The sequence below is a fragment of the Microbacterium sp. LWO12-1.2 genome, from assembly GCF_040675875.1.
Lineage (GTDB): Bacteria > Actinomycetota > Actinomycetes > Actinomycetales > Microbacteriaceae > Microbacterium.
In genome coordinates this window covers 3,194,177-3,216,659 of record NZ_JBEGII010000001.1, presented here as the reverse complement: position 1 = coordinate 3,216,659, position 22,483 = coordinate 3,194,177, and the positions used below count along the sequence as shown (strand labels likewise).

24 protein-coding genes are annotated in these 22,483 nt (G+C 68.5%); 21 read left to right on the top strand and 3 right to left on the bottom strand.

Translation table 11 applies throughout. The features are described from left to right. Window positions 1-209 precede the first annotated feature (209 nt). Both MRBLWO12_RS15410 and MRBLWO12_RS15405 read right to left on the bottom strand, forming a co-directional pair. Window positions 210-1,328: a hypothetical protein gene (locus MRBLWO12_RS15410; RefSeq protein WP_363557004.1), complete on the bottom strand. Its 1,119-nt coding sequence runs from the start codon at window positions 1,326-1,328 to the stop codon at window positions 210-212. Further along, window positions 1,325-2,293 carry a hypothetical protein gene (locus tag MRBLWO12_RS15405; protein WP_363557003.1) on the bottom strand — a complete coding sequence of 323 codons (969 nt, stop codon included), beginning with the start codon at window positions 2,291-2,293 and terminating at the stop codon, window positions 1,325-1,327. The genes MRBLWO12_RS15410 and MRBLWO12_RS15405 overlap by 4 nt, the downstream gene beginning before the upstream one ends. An 80-nt stretch (window positions 2,294-2,373) precedes the next feature. Here MRBLWO12_RS15405 and MRBLWO12_RS15400 point away from each other — a divergent pair, with 80 nt between their 5' ends. Then, on the top strand, window positions 2,374-2,976 hold the full coding sequence (locus tag MRBLWO12_RS15400; RefSeq protein WP_363557001.1) for a GNAT family N-acetyltransferase: 603 nt from the start codon (window positions 2,374-2,376) through the stop codon (window positions 2,974-2,976). A 22-nt stretch (window positions 2,977-2,998) separates the two neighbouring features. Further along, complete coding sequence (locus MRBLWO12_RS15395; protein ID WP_363556999.1) at window positions 2,999-3,355, top strand: hypothetical protein; 357 nt, start codon at window positions 2,999-3,001, stop codon at window positions 3,353-3,355. A gap of 90 nt (window positions 3,356-3,445) precedes the next feature. On the opposite strand, the gene MRBLWO12_RS15390 is transcribed toward MRBLWO12_RS15395, so the two are convergent. After that, window positions 3,446-4,036, bottom strand: coding sequence for an Lrp/AsnC family transcriptional regulator (locus MRBLWO12_RS15390; RefSeq protein ID WP_363556997.1), 591 nt, complete (start codon window positions 4,034-4,036; stop codon window positions 3,446-3,448). Between the two features lie 151 nt (window positions 4,037-4,187). On the opposite strand from MRBLWO12_RS15390, the gene MRBLWO12_RS15385 reads away from it, so the two are divergent. From MRBLWO12_RS15385 to rplI, 19 genes are all read left to right on the top strand, one after another. Further along, window positions 4,188-5,774: an ABC transporter substrate-binding protein gene (locus tag MRBLWO12_RS15385; RefSeq protein ID WP_363556995.1), complete on the top strand. Its 1,587-nt coding sequence runs from the start codon at window positions 4,188-4,190 to the stop codon at window positions 5,772-5,774. A gap of 11 nt (window positions 5,775-5,785) precedes the next feature. Then, complete coding sequence (locus tag MRBLWO12_RS15380; RefSeq protein ID WP_363556993.1) at window positions 5,786-6,847, top strand: ABC transporter permease; 1,062 nt, start codon at window positions 5,786-5,788, stop codon at window positions 6,845-6,847. Next, the gene (locus tag MRBLWO12_RS15375) at window positions 6,844-7,755 is read left to right on the top strand and encodes an ABC transporter permease (RefSeq protein WP_141873541.1); all 912 of its coding nucleotides are present in this window, start codon (window positions 6,844-6,846) and stop codon (window positions 7,753-7,755) included. Before MRBLWO12_RS15380 ends, MRBLWO12_RS15375 begins: the two co-directional genes overlap by 4 nt. Beyond that, window positions 7,752-8,600, top strand: coding sequence for an ABC transporter ATP-binding protein (locus MRBLWO12_RS15370; RefSeq protein ID WP_363556990.1), 849 nt, complete (start codon window positions 7,752-7,754; stop codon window positions 8,598-8,600). Before MRBLWO12_RS15375 ends, MRBLWO12_RS15370 begins: the two co-directional genes overlap by 4 nt. Beyond that, the gene (locus MRBLWO12_RS15365) at window positions 8,593-9,432 is read left to right on the top strand and encodes an ABC transporter ATP-binding protein (RefSeq protein ID WP_363556988.1); all 840 of its coding nucleotides are present in this window, start codon (window positions 8,593-8,595) and stop codon (window positions 9,430-9,432) included. The genes MRBLWO12_RS15370 and MRBLWO12_RS15365 overlap by 8 nt, the downstream gene beginning before the upstream one ends. 231 nt (window positions 9,433-9,663) lie before the next feature. Continuing rightward, entirely contained in the window at window positions 9,664-10,881 is a 1,218-nt protein-coding gene (locus MRBLWO12_RS15360; protein ID WP_363556986.1) for a CaiB/BaiF CoA transferase family protein, read from the top strand. Continuing rightward, entirely contained in the window at window positions 10,881-11,681 is an 801-nt protein-coding gene (locus MRBLWO12_RS15355) for an HpcH/HpaI aldolase/citrate lyase family protein (protein ID WP_363556984.1), read from the top strand. Before MRBLWO12_RS15360 ends, MRBLWO12_RS15355 begins: the two co-directional genes overlap by 1 nt. A 104-nt stretch (window positions 11,682-11,785) precedes the next feature. After that, window positions 11,786-12,808 carry a LacI family DNA-binding transcriptional regulator gene (locus MRBLWO12_RS15350; protein WP_363556982.1) on the top strand — a complete coding sequence of 341 codons (1,023 nt, stop codon included), beginning with the start codon at window positions 11,786-11,788 and terminating at the stop codon, window positions 12,806-12,808. Continuing rightward, window positions 12,805-13,746, top strand: a complete 942-nt coding sequence (locus MRBLWO12_RS15345; RefSeq protein ID WP_363556980.1) for a carbohydrate ABC transporter permease — start codon at window positions 12,805-12,807, stop codon at window positions 13,744-13,746. The genes MRBLWO12_RS15350 and MRBLWO12_RS15345 overlap by 4 nt, the downstream gene beginning before the upstream one ends. Further along, the gene (locus tag MRBLWO12_RS15340; protein WP_363556978.1) at window positions 13,743-14,651 is read left to right on the top strand and encodes a carbohydrate ABC transporter permease; all 909 of its coding nucleotides are present in this window, start codon (window positions 13,743-13,745) and stop codon (window positions 14,649-14,651) included. The genes MRBLWO12_RS15345 and MRBLWO12_RS15340 overlap by 4 nt, the downstream gene beginning before the upstream one ends. A 53-nt stretch (window positions 14,652-14,704) precedes the next feature. Beyond that, complete coding sequence (locus MRBLWO12_RS15335; RefSeq protein WP_363556976.1) at window positions 14,705-15,997, top strand: ABC transporter substrate-binding protein; 1,293 nt, start codon at window positions 14,705-14,707, stop codon at window positions 15,995-15,997. 51 nt (window positions 15,998-16,048) lie between these two features. Further along, window positions 16,049-17,197: an ADP-ribosylglycohydrolase family protein gene (locus tag MRBLWO12_RS15330; RefSeq protein ID WP_363556974.1), complete on the top strand. Its 1,149-nt coding sequence runs from the start codon at window positions 16,049-16,051 to the stop codon at window positions 17,195-17,197. After that, window positions 17,194-18,576: an ADP-ribosylglycohydrolase family protein gene (locus MRBLWO12_RS15325; RefSeq protein WP_363556972.1), complete on the top strand. Its 1,383-nt coding sequence runs from the start codon at window positions 17,194-17,196 to the stop codon at window positions 18,574-18,576. The genes MRBLWO12_RS15330 and MRBLWO12_RS15325 overlap by 4 nt, the downstream gene beginning before the upstream one ends. Then, window positions 18,573-19,568, top strand: coding sequence for an ADP-ribosylglycohydrolase family protein (locus tag MRBLWO12_RS15320; protein ID WP_363556970.1), 996 nt, complete (start codon window positions 18,573-18,575; stop codon window positions 19,566-19,568). Before MRBLWO12_RS15325 ends, MRBLWO12_RS15320 begins: the two co-directional genes overlap by 4 nt. Next, on the top strand, window positions 19,565-20,560 hold the full coding sequence (locus tag MRBLWO12_RS15315) for an ADP-ribosylglycohydrolase family protein (protein ID WP_363556968.1): 996 nt from the start codon (window positions 19,565-19,567) through the stop codon (window positions 20,558-20,560). Before MRBLWO12_RS15320 ends, MRBLWO12_RS15315 begins: the two co-directional genes overlap by 4 nt. A 180-nt stretch (window positions 20,561-20,740) precedes the next feature. Beyond that, a complete protein-coding gene (rpsF, locus tag MRBLWO12_RS15310) occupies window positions 20,741-21,109 on the top strand; it encodes a 30S ribosomal protein S6 (RefSeq protein WP_363556967.1) in 369 nt (122 codons plus the stop codon). 5 nt (window positions 21,110-21,114) lie between these two features. Continuing rightward, window positions 21,115-21,630: a single-stranded DNA-binding protein gene (locus MRBLWO12_RS15305; RefSeq protein ID WP_363556965.1), complete on the top strand. Its 516-nt coding sequence runs from the start codon at window positions 21,115-21,117 to the stop codon at window positions 21,628-21,630. 56 nt (window positions 21,631-21,686) lie between these two features. Further along, the gene (rpsR, locus tag MRBLWO12_RS15300; RefSeq protein ID WP_017829850.1) at window positions 21,687-21,941 is read left to right on the top strand and encodes a 30S ribosomal protein S18; all 255 of its coding nucleotides are present in this window, start codon (window positions 21,687-21,689) and stop codon (window positions 21,939-21,941) included. Between the two features lie 11 nt (window positions 21,942-21,952). After that, window positions 21,953-22,405, top strand: a complete 453-nt coding sequence (gene rplI, locus MRBLWO12_RS15295) for a 50S ribosomal protein L9 (protein WP_363556963.1) — start codon at window positions 21,953-21,955, stop codon at window positions 22,403-22,405. Window positions 22,406-22,483 lie beyond the last annotated feature (78 nt).

Here is a 22,483-nt window from a genome sequence, read left to right as displayed (position 1 = left end):
ACTTTGCAACGTCATCCGGTATACCATTCCCGTAAGCGCCGAGCAGCGTCAGTCCCCAGCTGACCGCGGGCGCGACGGCTATGCCGTCATGCGGGAGGAGATCCCCAGTTCTTCTCCTGATCCCGAGGGGGGATGGGGTGGGCAGTCGTTCCCCAAACGGCACCCACCCCCACATACACGCGGGTCTTTTTCTCGGCGGCCTCGAGTCTCTAGTTCGCTCGACTCCAGAACCAGAACACGACGAAGCCGATCAGGATGACGATCGGCAGCCACGTTCCGCTGCGCTTGAGGCGTCGCCCTTGCGGCGCGACACCCGGCGGGGGAGTGAGCAGTCCGACCGGCGGGGCGAACGGCAGAGCCGAGTCGGTCGTCGGCGCGGCTGACGTCGATGCCACGTCATCCGCGTTCTCGGCGAGAAGCCGCTCATCCCGCCACCGCGCCCACTGGTCGAACTTCGTGAGCAGCGCACCGACCGCACCGAAGAGCCACGCCCAGGTCGCCGGGTCGAGCGTCGACACCTTGCGCTGCGTGTAGAGGAAGAGCCAGTCGTCCACGATCTCGACGTCGAGCTGTGCGGCATTGTCGATGAACCGGGTCATGATGTCGGGCGTGAACAGGTAGAGCGCATCGCGCTCGTATCCCGCCGGGCAGTACAGCGTGAAGTGCTGGTCGAAATCGCCCTCGAGTGACAGGCGCTGCTCCTTGTGGAACGAGGCGGGAAGGTTCGATCCGAACCCGTTGTTCCCCTTGGCGTCGAGCACGATGTTGGGAAGCGGAACGTCGAGCTTCACCGCCACGTAGCCCCACCTGTAGGTGGTGGAGTTCTTCCCCGACTGTACCGTGTACTGGTAGTTGCCGAACTCGACGAAGCGCGGTGTCGACCCTCGTACCAGGTCGGTCGCGAGCCGCGAGCGGCCCAGGCTGAAGATCATGCCCGGCAACGGCGGATCGGAGACACGAGCCTCGTACGACATGCCGTTCGCCTGCGCGAAGCGGTCGAGCCGGTACCGGGTGTCGCGTCCGTTGCGCCAGCCGAGCCAGACCATGATCCCGATCGCGGCCAGCACCAGGCCGATCAGCAGCAGGGGGACCGCGGCGGCACCGGGCGAATCGCTGAACGAGGCGAGGCTGAGGATGACCGTCACCACGGTCGGCACCAGCACGAGCGCCACGACGACCGCGACGACGATGCCGATGATGGTCGAGATCGCCGGCCGCTGTGTCCCCCGCGCACGTACTTCGGCGGCGAATGCTCGCACGGCCGCCGGATCGACCGGGTCGGTCAGCGGCCCGGCATCGAATGTCGAAGGGAGCCGCGGCGTGCTCACGCGTTGACCTCGTCGGCATCCCAGCCCAGGTCGGCGCCTTCGCTGATCGGCAGTGCTTCGAGGCGCGCGTCCGCGCAGATCGCCTCGATCAGCTCGGCGGATCCGGCCACGACGGTCGAATCGAAGTCGACCTCGGTCACCACGACCCAGGCCCGGTCCTCGGGCCAGATGATGCTGGGGCCCTGCGCCGCAGGCGGGAACCCGTGCTCCTCGGCCACGCGATCCCGCCACGGTACGTCGAGCACCCAGCTTGGATCCGCGAAGATGCGAGGGGGTGCCGAGAAGAGCACGTGGTCCCGACCGGGCAGCCGGAGTCGTGGCCCCTCGGAGATCTCCCGCGAAAGGATGCCCTCCTGCCACGACGGCTTGCGGAACACGTTGTTGAACGGGTCGTGCGTGCTGCGGTTCAGCATCGCCTCGTGGTTCGGGTCGCCGCCCATCGCGAAGAAGACACGCGAGGGCGACTCGCCGAGGTAGCCGACCAGACTGCCCGTGCCCTCCCACAGTGCGGCGTAGCCGGCATCCGGAGTGCGCGTGTGGGTGATCAGGTGCGTGGCGACGACAGCCAGGGCGTCGACGTCGAGCTCGCCGTCGATCGGCGCGCTGAACTCGCGGCCGTCAGGAGCGACGCGTGTGCGCCAATCCTCCTCTGGGGGCGTCCGCACGATCCGCTGCCACTGCGCCAGCGGGTGCAGCATCGTGCCGAAAGCGGCGGCGGTCTCCGCCCAGGTGGTGGGGGCATCCACGAAAAGCTCGGTGAGCCGGCCCTGCTCCTCGGGTGCCAGCTGCTCCCACTCCTCATGGGTCGGGACCGCCCGGTCCGGCAGCGAACGTACCGCAGCGGGGTGGAACACCCGCGCATAGGCCGGGTATCCGCGCGGGACGACGCCGTGCATGCTCGAGTAGTCCTCATCGAGCTGCTCTCGCAGCCAGTCGCCGACGCTCGGGTTCGCGATCCACTCCATGCGACCCACGGTACCTGTCATGCAACAGAGGTGCCCTATGATCCGAACGTCGAGAAGTGGGCATTCTGAGGGGATTGCGCGTGGAGAGTCGGACTCCGGTGCGGAGCGGTGGGTTCGACCCCGAGTACCCGATCGTGACGACGCGGCTGCTGCTGCGGCCGATCACCGCCGGCGATGCGGTCACGATGCACTCGTACAAGTCGGATCCGGATGCGGTGCGCTACGTGCCGTACGCGCCGTTGACACTCGACGAGGTGGAGCAGCGCATCGCGACGACCTGGTCGCGCACGGTCTTCACGACGGAAGGTGACGGGGTCTGCCTCGCCGTGGAAGAGCGCGAGAGCGGTGCGCTCGTCGGCGACGTCGTGCTGTTCTGGCGCAGCGAGACGGATCGCGCGGGCGAAGTCGGCTACATCTTCGCCCCCCGGTTCTCGGGGCGCGGCTACGCCTCGGAAGCGGTCGACGCGCTGCTCGCGCTCGGCTTCGACGGGCTCGGACTGCATCGGATCGCGGCGCGGATCGACGAGCGCAACACCGCGTCGGCGCGCGTCGTGGAGCGACTGGGCTTCCGCCGCGAGGCGCGTCTCGTCGAGAGCGAATGGTTCAAAGAAGAGTGGACGACGCTCCTGATCTACGGCCTTCTCGAGACCGAGTGGCGAGGGCGCTCCGCGTCCATGCAGTGACAGCATCCCCCATAATCGAGTGGTGACTGCCACTGCAACGATCCCCTCCCTCGACGGCCGCCGATTCCGCATGGTGTCGTCCACGACCTCTGCGGTCGACCCCGCTGCGCCCAGCATCTTCGAGTACTTCGAACGCGACGGGGCGATCTGGGGCGGGTACGAGGGGGACACGGTCACGTTCGGCAAGTTCGTCGGCACCCGCACCGGAGACACGATCTGGGTCTCGTTCGTGCATGTGCTCGTCTCCGACGGCACCGTCGTGACCGGAGACGGCGAGAGCGAGCTGGAGCTCACCGACGACGGAGCGATCCGTCTGGTCGAGCACTACGAGATGCACGGACTTCCGCAGCTCAGCGTGTGCGAGGAGATCGCAGCCTGATCCTCTTCTCCGAACCGTGAGGGGTCAGGACACGCCGCGCTCGGATGCCGCGGCGCGGCGTGTCCTGACCCCTCACGGGGTGGGTGCGGGTCAGCGCGGCGGGAGCGCGTCGCGGCCGGGGGATGCCGGTGTCCAGCGGGTCATGCCCAGCGGGGCGATGCCGCTGTCGCGCTCTGGCAGGTCGCCCGGCAGCAGGTAGGGGCGCCGGATGACCTCGTCGAGGACCACGACGCTCACGACCGTGCGCACCTCGGGCAGCTGCGCGATCACGCCGGTCGAGAACTCGTGCACACCGCTCACGTCGACGGCGCGGATCAACAGCATGGCGTCGTGCTCGCCCGTGGTGATCGCACACCACTCGACATCGGGCATCTCGAGCACGCGGTCGCGGAACGACGCCCAGGCCTGCGGCAGCACCGTGACGAACACGAGCGCACCGATCGAGAGTCCGGCCTTGGCCTGATCGACTCTCGCACTGAAGCCCGTGATGACCCCGTCGTGCACGAGCGATTCGACCCGGGTGTACGCATTCGCGCGCGAGATGCCCACCTTGTCCGCGAGGGCGGCGATCGAGACGCGACCGTTATCACGGAGCACTTCGAGGATTCTGTACGCGGTCTCGTCCAACGGGGTGGCATTCCGTCCAGAATGCTTTGACTGTTCGGCATCCTTGCTGGACATATTGCTCCTCACATCCGAGGTTCTAGACAGACCATGATCATGATCCGCATCCTTGCTGGACACATCGTCGCATATGATGCGAATCTGATCACCGGTCGTCCACATCTGGGGCGGCCGCACCCGAATGTACTCCTCGCCTCTGGAGGCTCTCATGTCGTCACGTCGCAGCACGTCGGTCATCGCGATCGGAGCCGTTGCGCTCCTCGCGCTCGCAGGATGCTCAGGAGGGAACTCGGCCAACAACGGCGAACAGTCCTCCGGCACGGATTCGCTGGTCATCGACACGGCGTTCTCGATCGAAACGGCCGACCCCGGCCACACCTACGACCCCACCGGCAACATGATCGCGAAGGCGATCTACGAGACGCTGGTCGACTTCGAGGGCTCCGACGTGTCGACCCCCGTCCCCGGCCTCGCCTCGTGGGAGCAGAACGACGAAGCCACCGAGTTCACCTTCACGCTCGAGGGTGACCGCGTCTTCTCCGACGGATCGCCGATCGAGGCGAAGGACGTCGTGTTCTCGCTGCAGCGCATCCAGGGCATGACCGATGCCAAGCCGAACTTCCTGCTCGGCGGTCTCACGATCACCGAGATCGACGACAAGACGATCACGTTCACGTCCGAGACCCCGCTGCTGCAGCTGCCCGCGATCCTCGCGAACCCGGCGCTCGGCATCGTCAACTCCGACGTCGTGATCGAGAACGGCGGCACGACCGACGGCACCGACACGGCGCAGAAGTTCCTCGACGGCGAGTCGGCCGGCTCCGGCCCGTTCGTGCTCGACACTCTCGACCTCAGCTCGCAGGTCGTCCTGACCCGCAACGACGAGTACAACGGCGACGAGGAGTCGGCGTACAAGCGCGTCGTCGTGCGCAACGTCTCGGAGAGCGCCACGCAGCTCGCCAACCTCAAGGGCGGCGACTCGATGGTCGCGATGGACCTGAACGGCGACCAGGTCGCCGGTCTGGGCGACGACATCACGGTGGACTCTGTCCCGTCCGGACAGACCATCTTCCTGCTGCTGAACCAGTCAGAGGCCGTGGCCGGTGAGCTGGCGAACGTCAAGATCGCCGAGGCCATCCGCTACTCGCTCGACTACGACGCTCTCCTCGAGCTGGCAGGTGCCGGCTCCGTGCAGGCGACCGGTGTCATCCCGCCCGGATTCGAGGGCGCGCTCGACAGCGGAGTGACGCAGGACCTCGACAAGGCCAAGGCCGCTCTCGCGGAGGCCGGCTACACGGGCCAGACCCTGAAGCTGCAGTTCCCGAACGACTACCCGGTCGGTGGCGTGGAGTTCACCCCGCTCGCCGAGCGCATCCAGGCACAGCTCGAGGATGCCGGCATCACGGTCGAGCTCGCTCCGGCCCCGTTCGCGACGGAGCTCGACGCCTACGTCAACGGCACCGAGGGCTTCGGCCTCTGGTTCTGGGGCCCGGACTACGCGGACTCCGCGAACTTCCTGCCCTTCGCTCCCGGTCTGAAGGTCGGCCTCCGCGCCGGCTGGGCGGCTGAGGCCAACCCGGAGATCGCCGGCATCGCCGCAGGTGCTGCCAGCGCCACGGATGCAGACACCCGCACCGACGCGTTCACCGAGTTCGCCGAGGCCATGCAGGCCGAGGGTCCGTTCGTGCCGCTGATCGTTCCCGGTCGCAACATCTCCTCGGCCGACAGCGTCACCGGCGCCGTGTACAACTCCGTCTGGGAGATGGACATCGCCGAGATCACCCCGGCCGGCTGAGCGGATATCTCATGACGACAGTGGCCGTGCAGAGGCAGGCGCAGCGGCGCCGATCGCCTCTGATCGGATACCTGCTGCGGCGGGCAGGGACCTCTCTGCTCCTGTTGGTGGGCGTGACGATCGTCACGTTCGCGCTCACCAACCTGGTGCCGGGAGACCCGGTCTCGGCCGCACTCGGTGAGGGCGCGTCCCAGAACCCGGCGACGCGTGAGGCGTTCATCCGGGAGCACGGACTCGACCAGCCACTGTTCGTGCAGTACTTCATCTATATGGGGAACCTGCTGCGCGGGGACCTCGGCACGTCGCTGGTGACCGGACGCCCGGTCACCAGCGACCTCGCCACCGCGGTGCCGGCCACGATCGAGATCGCCATCGGCGCGATCATCCTCAGCCTCGTGGTCAGCATCGTGCTCGGAACGCTGGCCGCCTACCGGCGCGGACTGGTCACCGACCAGGTCATCCGCGTGGTGACGCTGGTGGGACTCAGCGTGCCGACCTTCTGGCTGGCGCTCGTCAGCTTCTACGTCTTCTTCCTGGAGCTGCGCATCGCGCCTGGTTCCGGGCGCATCTCTCCGTCGATCACGCCGCCCCCGCGCGTGACCGGGCTCTACACGGTCGACTACCTCCTGAACGGCGACGCGGTCGGCTTCTTCGACGCCCTCGCGCACCTCGCCCTGCCGGTCATGGTGCTGTCGCTCGTCACGATCGGTCTGCTCACCCGCTTCATCCGCACCTCCGTGCTCGAGGTCCTGGGCAGCGACTACGTGCGTGCCGCGCGGGCCAAGGGCCTTCCGGCGATGCGCGTGATCCTCGACTATGTGCTCCGCGGCGCCTCGCTGCCGATCCTGACCGTCGTCGGTGTGGCCTTCGGCGCGCTGCTCTCGGGCACGGTGCTCGTCGAGTCGGTGTTCGCCTGGCCGGGACTGGGCACCTATGCCTACAACTCCGCCGCGAACCTCGACCTGCCCGGCATCATGGGCGTCGGACTCGTGGTCGGGTTCATCTACCTCCTCATCAACTTCGTCGTCGATCTGCTCTACGGCGTCCTCGACCCGAGAGTGAGGATCGCATGAGCCGCATCGCCGCCGCGACCCCGGCCGGACGCTTCCGCTTCCGGTGGCCCCGAGCCTGGCGCACCCCGCTCGGCATCATCGGCACCGTGATCGCCGGAGCCTGGGTCATCGTCGCCTTCACGGCGCAGTGGTGGGTGCCCTTCGGCCCCAACGCCCAGGTGCTCCCTCGCCTGCAGCCGCCGGGCATCGATACGCTCCTGGGTACCGATGGCAACGGTCGCGACATCTTCTCGCGTCTGATGACCGGCGCCACCGTGAGCCTGCCGCTCGCGCTCACCCTGGTGATCGCGGCCATGATCATCGGCACCGTCATCGGCGCGCTCGCCGGCTACTTCGGCGGCTGGCTCGACGAGACGCTGATGCGCATCACCGACCTGTTCATGGCGTTCCCGACCGTCATCCTCGCGATGGTGGTGGCGGCCTCCCTCGGCCCGTCGCTGTTCAACGCCGTGATCGCCGCGATCGTGGTGTCGTGGCCGCAGTACTCCCGTGTCACCCGCAGCATCGTGCTCGGTCTGCGCGGACAGAACTACGTGATCGCCGGACGGCTGCTCGGCCACTCCCCGGTGCGGACGCTGTTCGTCGACATCCTCCCGAACATCGCCGGCCCCGTGCTGGTGCTGGCGACGCTCGACATCGGCGCGGCGATCCTCCTGCTCTCCGGACTCTCGTTCCTCGGACTCGGTGCCCAGCCGCCGACGGCCGAGTGGGGATCGATGATCTCCGGTGCGATGCAGAACTTCGACGCCTGGTGGCTCGGAGTCTTCCCCGGACTCGCGATCCTGACCGTGGTGCTCGCGTTCAACTTCCTGGGCGACGCGATGCGTGATGTGCTCGATCCCACGGCCGAGATCGCCCACGAGAAGCAGGCCGAGCACAAGGCCTCCGCGACGGGAGTCGCCGCATGAGCGCCCAGACCGCCTCCGCACAGGCCACCCCGGCCGAGATCGCTCCGACGCTCAGCATCCGTGAGCTCACGATCGACATCGGTCGTCCGCTCGTCAAGGGCGTGTCGATCGACCTCGTCCCCGGACGCATCCATGGCCTCGCCGGCGAGTCCGGCTCGGGCAAGACGCTGACCTCGCTGGCGGTGCTCGGACTGCTGCCGCGTCAGGCGCGCACCGGAGGGTCGATCCGCCTCGGCGACGATGAGCTCGTCGGACTCGGACGCCGCGCGCTCAACCGCATCCGCGGGAAGCGAATCGCGATGATCTTCCAGGACCCGTCGGCCTCGCTGCACCCGCAGCTGCCGGTCGGCCGTCAGCTCACCGACCACATGCGCGTGCACCTCGGCCTCAAGGGGGCGGCGGCGCGCGCCAGGGCGGTCGAGCTGCTTCAGACCGTGCAGGTGCCGAACCCCGAAGAGGCGCTGAAGCGGTACCCGCATCAGTTCTCCGGCGGGCAGCGTCAGCGCATCGCGATCGCCTGCGCCCTCGCGTGCGACCCCGACGTGCTGTTGGCGGATGAGCCGACCACTGCGCTCGACGTGACGGTGCAGGCCGGCATCCTGCGGCTGCTGCGCGACCTCGCGACCGAACGCCGCCTGGCCGTGCTGCTCGTCACGCACGACCTCGGCGTCATGAGCGCGATCGCCGATGAGGTGGCCGTGATGAAGGACGGACGCATCGTCGAGCGGGCCGACCGCGAGACCCTGTTCCTCTCGCCGCAGCATGAGTACACGCGCACGCTGCTCGCCGCGCTGCCCGGTTCGAAGATCGAGGAAGCACCCGAGGGAGAGGCCGCTGATGAGTGAGGTCGCCGTTCTCGACGCGCAGAACATCGTGGTGCGCTACCCGGGAAACCCGCCCGTGATCGCCGTCAACGGGGTGTCGCTCAGCGTCGCCCCCGGCGAGACCGTCGCCCTGGTCGGCGAGTCCGGCAGCGGCAAGTCCAGCCTGGCGCGTGCCGTGGTGGGCATCGAGAAGACCGCGGGCGGGACGGTGCTCTTCCGGGACGCTCCCGTGTCGCCGCTCGGCATCCGCCGCCGTTCGATCGCGCTCACCGGCATCCAGATGGTGTTCCAGGATCCGTCGACCTCGCTGAACCCGCGGCGTCGGATCGGCGAGCAGATCGCCGACGGCATCGCCACCGCCAAGGCGCGAGGCGCGGCAGGCTCGACGGTCGAGGAGTGGCTCGAACGCGTCGGGCTGCCGACGAACGTGAGCACGCGGTTCCCGCACCAGTTCTCGGGCGGTCAGAAGCAGCGCATCGCGATCGCCCGTGCGCTGGCTGCCCGGCCCTCACTCCTCGTCGCGGATGAGCCGATCTCGGCACTCGACGCTTCGACGCAGACGAGCGTGGCCGGACTCATGCGCGACCTGGTCGCGGAGGCCGGAGCCGGGATGCTGTTCATCTCGCACGACCTCGCCGTGGTGCGGCGCATCGCCGACCGCACCTTCGTGATGTTCGGCGGACGCGTGCTGGAGTCGGGCCCGACCGACCGGGTGTGGGCCGATCCGCAGCATCCGTACACGCGTGCACTGCTCGCCGCGATCCCGGAGCCGGACGGCGCCGGGCACATCCCGGTCGCGCCGACGACCGAGGAGCGCATCATCTGGTCGGAGATCCCCCCGGTCCTGAACTGAGGTCGCTCGCGCGCCTCGTCCGCCGGCCCTCGTCGGGGTCGTCGGCCCTCTGGCTCCCCTCGTCCGACGGTCCCGTCGGGCGAGGGGGCACCACGTACCACCGGGCTGCGCTGGGCGCTGTGCCTGTCGACGGACCCGCGTCCCTGATTGTCGAAGGCGATGATCTGCGACCTCTGCGCGCCCAACCGGCGCATCTGGTCGTGACGGCAGAGCTGTGACTATCATGTCTCGGTGTCGGACCGGGAAGATCTGAGAACTGTTCCAACGGCGCCCCTCGAGGGGGTGCGCGTGCTCGATGTCTCCACGCTGTTCGCCGGGCCTCTGGCGGCGACCTTCCTCGGGGATTTCGGTGCGGATGTCATCAAGGTCGAACATCCGACCCGGCCCGATGCCTCGCGCGGACACGGGCCGCAGAAGGGTGGCGTCAACCTCTGGTGGAAGACGCTGGGGCGCAACAAGCGCACCGTGACGATCGACCTCAGCGATTCCGCCGGCGCCGAGGTGCTGCTGCGACTGGTGGCCGATGCCGACGTCATGGTCGAGAACTTCCGCCCCGGCACACTCGAGCGCTGGGGGCTCTCGCCCGAGCGTCTGCACGAGGCGAACCCTCGGCTCGTGCTGGCCAGGGTGACCGCGTTCGGGCAGTTCGGTCCGTACTCCGCGCGGCCCGGCTTCGGCAGTCTCGCGGAGGCGATGAGCGGCTTCGCCGCCCTCACGGGCGACCCGGATGGCCCGCCCACGCTTCCCCCGTTCGGTCTCGCCGACGGGATCGCCGCTCTCGCCACCGCCTATGCCGTGATGGCTGCGCTGCGCAGCGCGGAGCGTGACGGCCGCGGGCAGGTCGTCGACATGGCGATCATCGAACCGATCCTGATGCTGCTGGGTGGCCAGATCACCGCGTGGGATCAGCTCGGCGCGGTGCAGCCCCGCACCGGCAACCGCTCGGTCAACAACGCCCCGCGCAACGTCTACCGTTCACGCGACGGCGTGTGGCTGGCGGTGTCGACGAGCTCTCAGTCGATCGCCGAGCGTGTGATGACCGTGGTCGGCCGTGCCGAGCTGATCGATGAGCCCTGGTTCCGATCAGGACACGAGCGGGCGCTGCACGCCGACGAGCTCGATGAGGCGGTGCAGTCCTGGATCGGGGCTCATGATGCCGACGAGGTCGTCGCGGTGTTCGAGGCGGCATCAGCGGCCATCGCCCCGGTCTACGACGTGCGCGGCGTCGTCGAGGACCCGCAGTATCAGGCCCTGGGCACGATCGTGCGCGTCGAAGACGACGACCTCGGAGATGTCGCGATGCAGAACGTGCTGTTCCGCCTGTCGCGGACGCCCGGGTCGATCCGGTGGACGGGGCGGAGGCACGGCGCCGACACTGACGAGGTGCTGCGCGATGCCGGTCTCTCCGATGCGGAGATCGCGCGTCTCAAGACGCGGGGAGCGGTGTGATGGACGGCTACCGCAGCGGTCTCTACGTGCCGGGGGATCGTCCTGACCGCTTCCTCTCGGCGGAGGAGAGCGGCGCCGATCTGGTGGTGTTCGACCTCGAGGATGCCGTCGCGCCGGAGCACAAGGCCGAGGCGCGCGACGCCGTGGTCGAGTGGCTCCGCAACGGACGGCGGGGGAGTGCCGCGGTGCAGGTGCGCGTGAACGCGGGCGACGATCGGGATCTGCAGGCTGTGTCGGCACTGGCGCCCGAGATCGGCATCCGGCTGCCGAAGGTCGAGGGCGTCGCCGATCTCGACCATGCGCTCGCGCTCGCACCGGGCCGGCCGCTCATCGCACTGCTCGAATCCGCTCGTGGGGTGGTGAACGCTGTCGCGATCGCTGAGCATCCGGCCGTGGTCGCCCTCGCGCTCGGGGAGAGCGACCTGCGCAGCGAGGTCGGGGGAGGCGAGCCGGTGATCACGCACGCGCGCCTGTCGATGCTGTTCGCGGCGCGCGCGGCGGGATTGCCTGCTCCTATGGCGTCGGTTTATCCCGCGATCCGTGACCTCGAAGGGCTGGCGGCGGACACTCGTCGTGCCGCGGACCTCGGCCTGTTCGGCCGGATGGCTGCGCATCCGCTGCAGCTCGCGGTGATCGCCGCTGTCTTCGCCCCCACCGAGGCCGAGGTCGCCTGGGCGCGGGACGTGCTCTCGGCGCTGCAGGGTGGAGGAGTCATGACCCTCGCCTCGGGCGAGATGGTCGACCCCGCCATGCGAGGACGCGCAGAACGGATTCTGGGGATGACCGAACCGAGGTCTTGACACCCGGAGGGAGTCCGCCTAGATTCCCTGGAGCCCAACCACCGCCGATTTGGAAACGTTTCCAAATCGCATCTTGGAAACGTTTCCGCTCGACGAGGAGAATCATGGGGACGAAGCCGACTCTGCACGAGGTCGCCGCCGCGGCCGGTGTCTCACTCGCTTCCGCATCGCGCGCCCTCACCGGCCGTTCCGCGAGCCCGGAGATGGTGCGAAAGGTGCGCACAGCGGCGAAGCGCATCGGCTACCTGCCGGATGCCACGGCGCGCTCACTGCGTCTGGGCGGTCATCCGCAGGTCGTCTTCGCCGTCGACGACATCGGCAACCCGAACTACGTGCAGATGCTGCGCGCGATCGAGGAGGAGCTGGGAGAGACGACGCGGATCAGCGTCTCGGCAACCGGCCGCCGCCCTGACCAGACGGTCGAACTCGTGCGAATGCTGAGCATGGGGGCCGGCGACGGCCTGATCATCTCGCCCCTGCGCGTGACCCCCGCGCTTCGCCAGGCGCTCGCCGACACGGTCGTGCCGGTCGTGGTGATCGGCACCCTGCACTCCGAACTCAGCATCGACAGTGTCTTCGTCGACTCCGCGGTCGCCGTCGGGATGGTCGTCGACCACCTGGTCGAGATCGGGCGCACCCGGATCGGCGTGATCAACGGGCCGGGCAACACGAACCCCGGTGCGGCCCGCCGCGCCGGATTCGCCGCCGCCGTCCAGCGGCACGGTCTGACGCGCACCGATGCCCTGCAGATCACCGCGGCCGACTTCACCGTCGGCGCAGGGGTGGATGCCGCCGAGCGGCTGCTCGCCGCGACGACGGAGAGCGGCGAACCGATCGACGCGATCGTCTGCGCGAACGATCTGATCGCGATCGGCGCCATCAACGCGATCCGCCGACAGGGTCTGCGCGTACCGGAGGACATCGCCGTGACCGGCATCGACGACACCGATCTGGCCGCGCTCTACAGCCCGCCGCTGACCTCGGTCTCCCTTCAGTCCGAGCGACGGGGGCGGATCGCCGCGCGCATGCTCAGCGAGCGTTTCGCCGATCCCTCGCGTCCCACACGGCGCGAGACGGTCGAGGCCACGCTCGTCATCCGAGCGTCGACGATCGGGGAATCCGCATGAGCACGACAGCTGCGAAGACGTCCACGACGAAGGGGATCGCGCCCAAGCCGGGCGGCCTCGCCCGCTCGCGCCGCAACGAGGCGCTCGGTCTCGTCATCCCGACGCTGATCCCCATCCTCGCGCTCAGCGTGATCCCGCTGTTCATCGGTGTCGCCACGGCGTTCACCGATTCGCGCCTCGCCCGGAACCACGAGACGCAGTTCGTCGGATTCGAGAACTTCATCAAGCTCGGCTCCGACACCCAGTTCTGGCAGTCGTTCGGGATCGGCATGATCTGGGCCGTCACCGTGACCGCCCTGCAGCTGATCGGCGGACTCAGCCTCGCGCTGCTGCTCAACACCGATCTGCGCTTCCGCGGCATCACCCGCGTGCTGGCACTGATCCCGTGGGCGATGCCGCCCGTCGTGGTCGCTGTGATGTGGCAGATGATCTACTCGCCGACCAACGGGCCGCTGAACTGGCTGATCGAATCGCTGGGAGGGCCGGAGAACATCAACTGGCTGGGCGACTTCGGACTGGCGCTGCCTGCCGTCATCCTCGTCGGGGTGTGGGTGGGCATGCCGCAGAACACCGTCGTGCTGCTCGCCGGCCTGCAGCAGGTGCCGGGCGAGCTCCTCGAGGCGGCCGCCGTCGACGGCGCGAGCACCTGGCGCCGCTTCATCAGCGTCACCCTGCCGGCGCTGCGCCCGGTGATCTTCTCGATCGCCAGCCTCAGCTTCATCTGGAACTTCAACTCCTTCGGCATCGTCTACGTCATGACCGAGGGCGGTCCCGGTGGTCGCACGATGCTGCCGATGCTGTTCACGTACCTCGAGGCATTCAAGTCCCGCAACACCGGAGGGGCGGCGGCGATGGGTGACGTCATCGTGATCTTCCTCGTCGTGATCCTGGTGATCGCCCTGTGGCGTCAGCTGCGTCCGGAGAGGAGCCCGCGATGACTCAGAGCACCGTCACCCGCGCCATGGTCACCCAGAACACGACGAAGAAGCAGCGCAGATCGATGAATCGGCGCACGAAGAAGCCGCTGGTCCGCATCCTGCAGTACGTGGCGCTCGCGGGGTTCCTGATCTTCCTGGGCTTCCCGCTGCTGTGGCTGATCTCCACCGCGTTCAAGTCGTCCGCCGAGATCAACTCCCTCGCCGTCAACCTGTTCCCCCTGCAGCCGACGATCGACAACTTCGTCGTGGCGCTGGAACGGCAGGGTCTCGTGCGCGCGGCAGGCAACAGCCTCCTGGTCGCCATCGCCACGACGATCATCGTCACGCTGCTGTCGATCCCCGGCGCGTACGTCATGGCGAGGTACCAGGGCAAGCTCCGATCGATCGGGGTGGGCTACATCCTGGTGAGCCAGATCTTCCCGGTGATCCTCATCGTCATCCCGCTGTTCTTCATCCTGCGGTCGGTCGGCCTGGTCGACTCCCTGCTCGGGCTCGTGGCGGTCTACTCCGTCTACACCTTGCCGTTCTCGCTCTGGATGCTGCAGGGGTACGTCGCGGCGATCCCGTACGACATCGAAGAGGCCGCGGCGATCGACGGTGCCAACAAGGCGCGCACGCTGCAGCGGGTCGTGTTCCCGCTGCTGATGCCAGGGCTCGTGGCGACCGCGATGTTCAGCTTCGTCTCGGCGTACAACGAGTTCTTCTTCGCCCTGGTGCTGCTGCAGTCGCCGGAGAACTACACGCTCCCCATCGCCCTCAGCACGTTCGTCGGAGGTGAGGGCAAGGTCGCGGTCGGGCCGCTGGCCGCCGGGGCTCTGCTGTCGAGCATCCCGAGCATCGTCTTCTTCACGCTGCTGCAGAAGCGTCTCGCCACCGGCCTGCTCTCCGGCGCCGTCAAGGGCTGAGCTGAGCCCATGGACTTCCCGCAATTCCCATCACATAAAGAAAGAGGTATGAAGTGAAGAAGCTTCATCGCGCGTCCATCGCGCTCGCCGCAGCCGCGGTGACGGCGCTGACCCTCGCATCCTGCTCCGCGGGCGGCGACACGACCGACGACGCCGGCGATGGCGAGCCGGTATCGATCACCTTCCAGTCGTTCTCCGACCAGCCGGCCGCGATCGAGGCGACCAAGGAGATCGTGGATGCCTGGAACGACGACAACCCCGACATCCAGGTCGAGATCGTGCAGGCACCGACCGACAGCCTGGACGACAAGCTGACGACGCAGTTCGCCGGTGAGGTCGCGCCCGACATCATCCACTACGAAGTGCTCGGCATCGTGCCCTTCGCCCGTGATGGCTACCTCGCCGACCTGAGCGAACTGCTCAGCAAGGAGACCATCGACGACATCGACCCCGGCGTGCTCGCCTCGGTGACGGTCGACGACCAGATGATCGGCGCCCCGACCGAACTGCAGACCTACGTCGTGTTCGCGAACAAGACGCTGCTGGAGTCCGCGGGCGTCGAGATCCCGACGGGCGACTCCATGACGTGGGACGAGCTCGACGAGATCGCGAAGGCCACGACGTCCGGCGATGTGCACGGCATCACGTGGGGCCTGAAGAGCCCCACCGCGGCGTTCATGAGCCTCGGCATGGGCTTCGGTTCCGAGTACTTCACCGGCGAGGGCGAAGACATGAAGGTCGAGGTGAAGGATGCCGACCTCGAGGTGCCGAACCGCGTGCGGTCGATGATCGAAGACGGCTCTGTCGACCCGATCGGCGTCACGCAGTCGGGCTCCGACGTGCTGGCGACGTTCTACGCGGGCAAGGCCGCCATGACCGTGCAGGGCTCGTACCAGGTGGCGAACATCGCCACCGACGCCCCGGCCGACATGGACTGGATCGTGCTGCCGCCGCTCGCCGGATCCGAGGGAGCGGTGCAGGCCGCCAACCCGCAGACGCTGTCGATCAACATCGACTCGCCGCATCAGAAGCAGGCCGCGAAGTTCCTCGACTACTTCATGCAGACCGACAACCTCGTGAAGATGAACATCGCCGACGGGCTCATCCCCACGACGATCTCGGCACGTGAGGCGCTCGCCGAACAGACGGCCGACCAGAACGGCTGGCCCGAGATCGTGCAGTCGGCAGAAGGCCTCGACGGACCGGCCTTCCTGCAGGCGAACGGCTTCGTGCGATGGAAGGACACCGTCGCGACTCCCGCGTTCCAGAAGTTCCTGGGCGGGGAGATCGACGACAAGGGCCTGGCATCCGAGCTCGATGACGGCTGGGCACAGGTCAACGGTTGACGACGGTGGGGCGGATGCACGCATCCGCCCCACCTTTAAGAGAGGAATGGCATGAGCTGGATTCGGGAACGCACGGCGGCCGTGCTTGCGGGGTCGGCCATCGGCGACGCCCTGGGTGGGGCGGCCGAAGGCTTCAGTCCGGAGAAGATCAAAGAGCGGTACGGGGGTCCGATCACGGGCATCGTCCCGCCCTATCACCTGGACTGGCAGACCGCTCGACCGGTCAGCCCGTACCACAAGGGTGATGGGCACATCACGGATGACACCCTGATGACGCAGGCGCTGATCCGGGTGTACGCGGAGCGACGAGACCACATCGACGCGTTCGCCGTCGCCGAGTTGCTCGTGCCGCTGCTGCAGACCGAGGTCCGCTGGATCCCGGAGCTGGAACGTGAATCGATCCTGTTGCAGCGCATCTTCCTCGCCGAGAAGTGGCTGGTCACTCGTCTGCAGTACGGCCACGTCGATCCACGGGAGGCGGGCGTCGGGAACGTGGTCAACTGCGGCGCCGCGATGTACATGGCACCCGTCGGCATCATCAACGCCGGCAACCCGGAGGCGGCGTACGCCGAGGCGATCGACGTCGCCGGCGCTCACCAGTCGAGCTACGGACGGGAGGCCGCCGGGGTGTTCGCCGCCGCGGTCGCCGCATCCGTGGCTCTCGACGCGACGGTCGACTCCGTGATCGACGCCGCGCTGCGCGTCGCCCACGACGGCACGGCCGCAGCGATCCGTGCGGTGGTCGATGCAGCTCGCGGCCTGGGGTCAGACGCCGATGAGGAGCAGATCGGGCTCGCCCTGCGCGACGCCATCCGTCCCTTCGACACAGTGGGCGACGCGTATCGCGAGCCGCTGATGGATGCGCGAGTGCCGTCTCGGACCAAGTCGATCGAGGAGCTGCCCGTCGCGCTCGGCTTCCTCGTCGCGCATGAGGGAGCGTTCCTTCCCACCGTGCTCGGCGCCGTGAACTACGGCCGCGACTCCGACTCCATCGCGTCGATGGCCGGAAGCCTCGCCGCGGGCATCGGCGGTCAGGCCGTGATCCCCTCGGAGATACTCGACACCATCGCCACGGCCAGCCGGGTCGATTTCGACGAGTACGCCGCGCTGCTGTCGGGCGTCGCAGTGGATGTCATGCAGAAGGACGCGGCTCGCGCCGAGGCCGACCTCCGCCGGGTCGCGGCGCTCCGGGAAGCATGATGCGCCTGACCTGGGCGCAGCCGGAAGACCTGCTGCCGCACGAGCTGGTGCAGGCGCGCGCCGAAGGCAAGGACGTCGAGGCGGTGGCTGCCCGCTGGACCGCGGCGGGCGGCACGCTCGACCCCGTGCGCGGCGGGGCGACGGCGGATGCGGCGTCCGACGACCTCCGGATGCTGGCCCGCGCGCTGCTGATCGAACTCGACGCGGTTGCCCCCGCGGAGCCGGAGGCGACGACATGGGGCGAGGTGCGTGCCGAGCTCACCGGCATGCCCGCACCCATCGCGACGCCGGATGACGCCGCGCTCCGTGCCCGCATCCATGGCGCGTGGGCCGGTCGGTCGGCCGGCTGCCTGTGGGGCAAACCCGTCGAGAAGATACCGCGGGCGGGGATCGAGGAGATCCTGCGGGCGACGGGTCGCTGGCCGCTGACGGACTACTTCACCGCGCACGGGCTGCCCGACGACGTCGCACGGCGTTGGCCGTGGAACCGGCGCTCGGCGGTCAACTCCCTGGTCGAGAACATCGCCGGGATGCCGGAGGACGACGATCTCAACTACCCGCTCCTGAACCTGCGGGTGCTCGAATCCGTGGGTCGCGGGTTCACGACCGACGACATCGCACAGGCGTGGTTGGCAGACCTCCCGGCGGGGCGCACCTTCACCGCTGAGCGCATCGCGTATCGCAACCTCCTCGACGGCTATCGCCCGGATGAGGCGGCTCGCGTGCGCAATCCGTTCCGCGAGTGGATCGGCGCCCTCATCCGCACCGACGTCTACGGCTGGATCAATCCCGGTGACATCACCGAAGCGGCCCGCATGGCCTGGACGGATGCTCGCCTCAGCCACACTCGCAACGGACTGTGGGGAGCGATGTGGGCGGCGGCGCTGACCTCGGCCTCGCTCGTCGCGGCATCCGTCGACGAGGTGCTCGATCTCGCAGCGACCGCCGTTCCCGTGGGGAGCGACCTGGGCGAGGCGATCGCCTTCGGAGCCGCTCTCGGGCGCGGCGACCTCGACGACGCGGCAGCCATCGACGCGCTGCACGACGCCTACGGTCACCTGCACTGGGTGCACACGATCAACAACGCGGCCCTCATCGCGTTCGCGCTGGCACGCAGTGGTGGGGACTTCGCCCGCGGAGTGCCGCTGGCGGTGATCACGGGGTGGGACACCGACTCGGCGGGAGCCACCGTCGGCTCGGTGCTCGGCGGGCTCGCGGGCATCGACGGCCTGCCCGCTCGCTTCATCGACCCTCTGCAGAACCGCATCGCGACGAGCCTTCCCGGGCTCGACGGTGTCGAGATCGACGACCTCGCCCGCCGCACCGTCGCGCTGCTCCCCGCGCACTCCGTTCATTCCCAGAGACAAGGACGTTCATGACTTCTCCCACGCCGACCCTGCAGGACCGCGTCCGTGGTTCGCTGGCCGGACTCGCCATCGGCGATGCGATCGGTCGGCCGGTCGAAGGCTTCTCCGCCGCCGAGATCCAGGCCGCCCATGGCCGTGTGACCGGGTACCTCGATCCGGAACCGGCCGGCAGTGACGACACCGAGTATGCCCTGCTGACCGCGAAGACCGTGCAGCGCGTCGGCGTGAACGCCACAGCTGAGGACTTCGCGCAGACCTGGATCGAGGACGTGCTCCCGCAGGCCGACGACTTCAAGGGCGGAGGGTTCAGCGAGATGGCCGCGATCGACAACCTGCGTCGGGGCATCCGCCCGCCCCTGAGCGGCGACACCATGCACGGCTGGAGCGACGGGCTCGCGATGCGGGTCAGCCCGCTCGGCATCGTCGCCGACGGCGATGTCGACCTCGCCCGTCGCCTGGCCGAGGCCGACGGTGCGGTGAGCCACACGACCGAAGGCATCTGGGCCGGAGTGGTCGTCGCGGTCGCCGTGACCACGGCTCTCACCGGAGCGGATGCCGCCGCCTGCTACGACGCCGGGCTCGCCGCGATCCCCGCGGACAGCTGGACGGCGCGCAACCTGCGCGATGCACGTGACCTGGTCCGCTCCGGGCTCGACGACGACGCGCTCGCGCTCGCGCTCCACGACCGTCTCGCCGTGGCCGACTACTTCTGGGCCGACCTCGCGCCCGAAGCGGTCGGGCTCGCGATGGCCTCGGTGCTGCACGCCGAGGGGCGCGCGGCCGACAGCATCCTGTTCGCCGTCAACATGGGACGCGACGCCGACACGACCGCGGCGATCGCCGGCTGCATCGGGGGCGCGATCTCCGGCATCGGCGATCTGCCCGAGGAATGGGTGGCAGGACTGCGACCCGTCGTCGGCTCGTGCATCCGGTCGATGGCCGGAATCCACCCCTTGGACGCCGCCGACACCCTGACCCGCATCGTCGAGGAGGCGCGCGCATGACCACCCCCCTGATCGACCTGTTCACCCGGGGCATCGTCGCGGGAGAATCCGCGTCGTCGATGAACGCCGACTTCCGCGTCTACGCGCTCCCGCCCAAGCGCGTGAACCGGGTGCGCATCCTCGCCAAGCTCGGCGACGATGACCGCACCACGACCGTTCCGCGTCCGTTCACGCATGCGGCCCCGCCCACCACGCTGCATCCCGGACCGGGCGAGAACGTCGAGTGGTTCGCGTTCTCCGCACGCCAGCACGCACGCGGGCTGGGCCTGACCGAATGGCGCGAACTCGCCGAGCTCGAAGCCGACCCCGATGGAGGGCTGCGCGCCCGCATCGGCACGAAGCTGGCACTGCAGAATCTGCGCGCAGGCGCCGAACCGCCGCAGTCCGGGCACGACAACGCCCACTACTTCGACGACATCGCCACGGTGCGGGCGCTCGCCGCCGTCGCGGTACACGGTGCGGACGGAGCCCTGGACGCCGCAGAAGCGGATGCCGCCGTCACCCACTCCCTCGACGGCCTCTGGTGCGCCAGGGCCAGTGCGGCGCTGTTCGGTGCGCTGGTCGATGGGGCCGCGGCGGCCGACGCCGTGCGGCTCGCGGTCGATCAGCTCCCGGAAGACACCTGGAGCCGACGGATGGCGGAGACTTCGCTGCGGGTCGCGGCCGAGGCGACGGGCCCGCTGGATCGGGCGCGCCGTTTGAGCACCCAGGTGGGCGACTGGGTCTACAGCTACCCGATCGCAGCACCCGAGACGTTCGGCTTCCTGCTCGCGCACGTGGCGACGGCCCGGAGCGCCGACGACGTGCTGCTCGGAGCGCTCGCACAACCGCGGAACGCCGCATCGCTGCCTGCCCTGGCCGGTGCCGCGGCTGCCGTGCTGTTCGGCGAGGACTGGATCCCCGTCGGGCTCGACGCCGACGGCATCCGCCTGACCGGACTCGGCATTCCGGCGCTGGCCGGACGCACGGTAGCCGAAGTGATCGCCGGCTGACGGACGACGCCCTGCGGAGTCCCGGTTGTGCGTGTTCGCGACGCGCCCGGGACTCCGCTAGACTGTGCAGGTTGTCTGCCTACCGGCATCCGATCTGGATGCTTCGGGCGGACACGTTCACACACCCTCCTGCTCCCGGGAAAGTCCCGAGAGCCGTTCTAGTCCGAAGGAGGTGGGTAAGTGACGCACCAGTACGAACTCATGGTCATTCTGACCCCGGAGATCGATGAGCGAACGGTCGCCCCGACCCTCGACAAGTTCCTGAAGGTCATCACCAACGATGGTGGCTCGATCGACAAGGTCGACATCTGGGGCAAGCGCCGTCTTGCATACGAGATCCAGAAGAAGAACGAGGGCATCTACGCCGTCGTCAACTTCACCGCGACCAGCGAGGCCACGCAGGAGCTCGACCGTCAGCTCAAGCTGAACGAGCAGATCATGCGCACCAAGGTTCTTCGTTCGGAAGAGGCTCAGGCAATGGTCGCAACCGAGGCCAAGCGCACCGAAGAGAAGGCAGCCCGCAAGGCCGCCAAGGCTGCGAAGGCCTAAGTCTCATGGCCGGCGAAACCGTCATCACCGTGGTGGGCAACCTCACGGCCGACCCCGAGCTGCGTTACACGCAGAACGGGCTGCCGGTGGCGAACTTCACCATCGCATCCACGCCGCGCAACTTCGACCGTGCTGCGAATGAGTGGAAGGACGGCGACGCGCTGTTCCTCCGCGCATCCGTCTGGCGCGAGTTCGCAGAGCACGTGGCGGGTTCGCTGACCAAGGGCATGCGCGTCATCGCGCAGGGCCGTCTGCGTCAGCGTTCCTACCAGGACCGCGAGGGCAACCAGCGCACGGCGATCGAGCTGGAGGTCGACGAGATCGGCCCCTCGCTCCGGTACGCCACCGCGCAGGTCACCCGCGCTGCCTCGAACGGTGGTGCCGGCGGTGCCGGTGGTGCCGGCGGCGGGCAGGCTCGTCCCGCACAGGTGTCGGAGGAGCCGTGGTCCACGCCCGGCTCGTCGACCAGTGCAGATGCCTGGAGCACTCCCGGCAGCTTCGGCGACGACACCCCGTTCTGAACAACTTCTGGATCCGGCCTTCGCGGCCGGCATCCGCTCATCACTAAGGAAAAACAATGGCTGGAAAGTCGAGCGGCGACCGCCGCAAGCCGCGGAAGGGTGGCAAGCCCACCGCTCCCGCGAAGTCCATTCGGGTTGGTGTCATCGATTACAAGGATGTCGCCACCCTTCGCAAGTTCGTCTCGGAGCGCGGCAAGATCCGTGCCCGTCGTATCACCGGTGTCTCGGTGCAGGAGCAGCGTCTGATCGCCACGGCGATCAAGAACGCGCGCGAAATGGCGCTCCTGCCCTACGCTGGCGCCGGCCGGTAAGGGGTATCGAGATGGCAAAGCTGATTCTCACGAACGAGGTCGCCGGGCTGGGTAGTGCCGGTGACGTGGTCGAGGTCAAGAACGGGTACGCCCGTAACTTCCTCATCCCCCAGGGTTTCGCTACGGCGTGGACCCGCGGTGGCGAAAAGCAGGTCGCATCGATCCAGGCCGCGCGTCAGGCCCGCGCGATCCACGATCGTGACGACGCTGTCGCACTGAAGAACGCACTCGAGGGCACCAAGGTCCGTCTCGCCGTCAAGGCGGGCGCCGCTGGTCGCCTCTTCGGTTCGGTCAAGACCGAGCACGTCGCCGACGCTGTCGCGGCTGCCGGTCTCGGTGCGATCGACAAGCGCAAGGTGCACATCACCTCGCCGATCAAGTCGACGGGTGACCACGAGGCCACGGTTCGTCTGCACGACGACGTGACCGCAGTCATCACGCTGCAGGTCGTCGCCGCCAAGTAAGGCGCGACACCTTCCGAACGCCCTCTGTCCTTCGGGACAGGGGGCGTTCTGTGTTCCGGGGTCGCTCTCGGCGCCGGT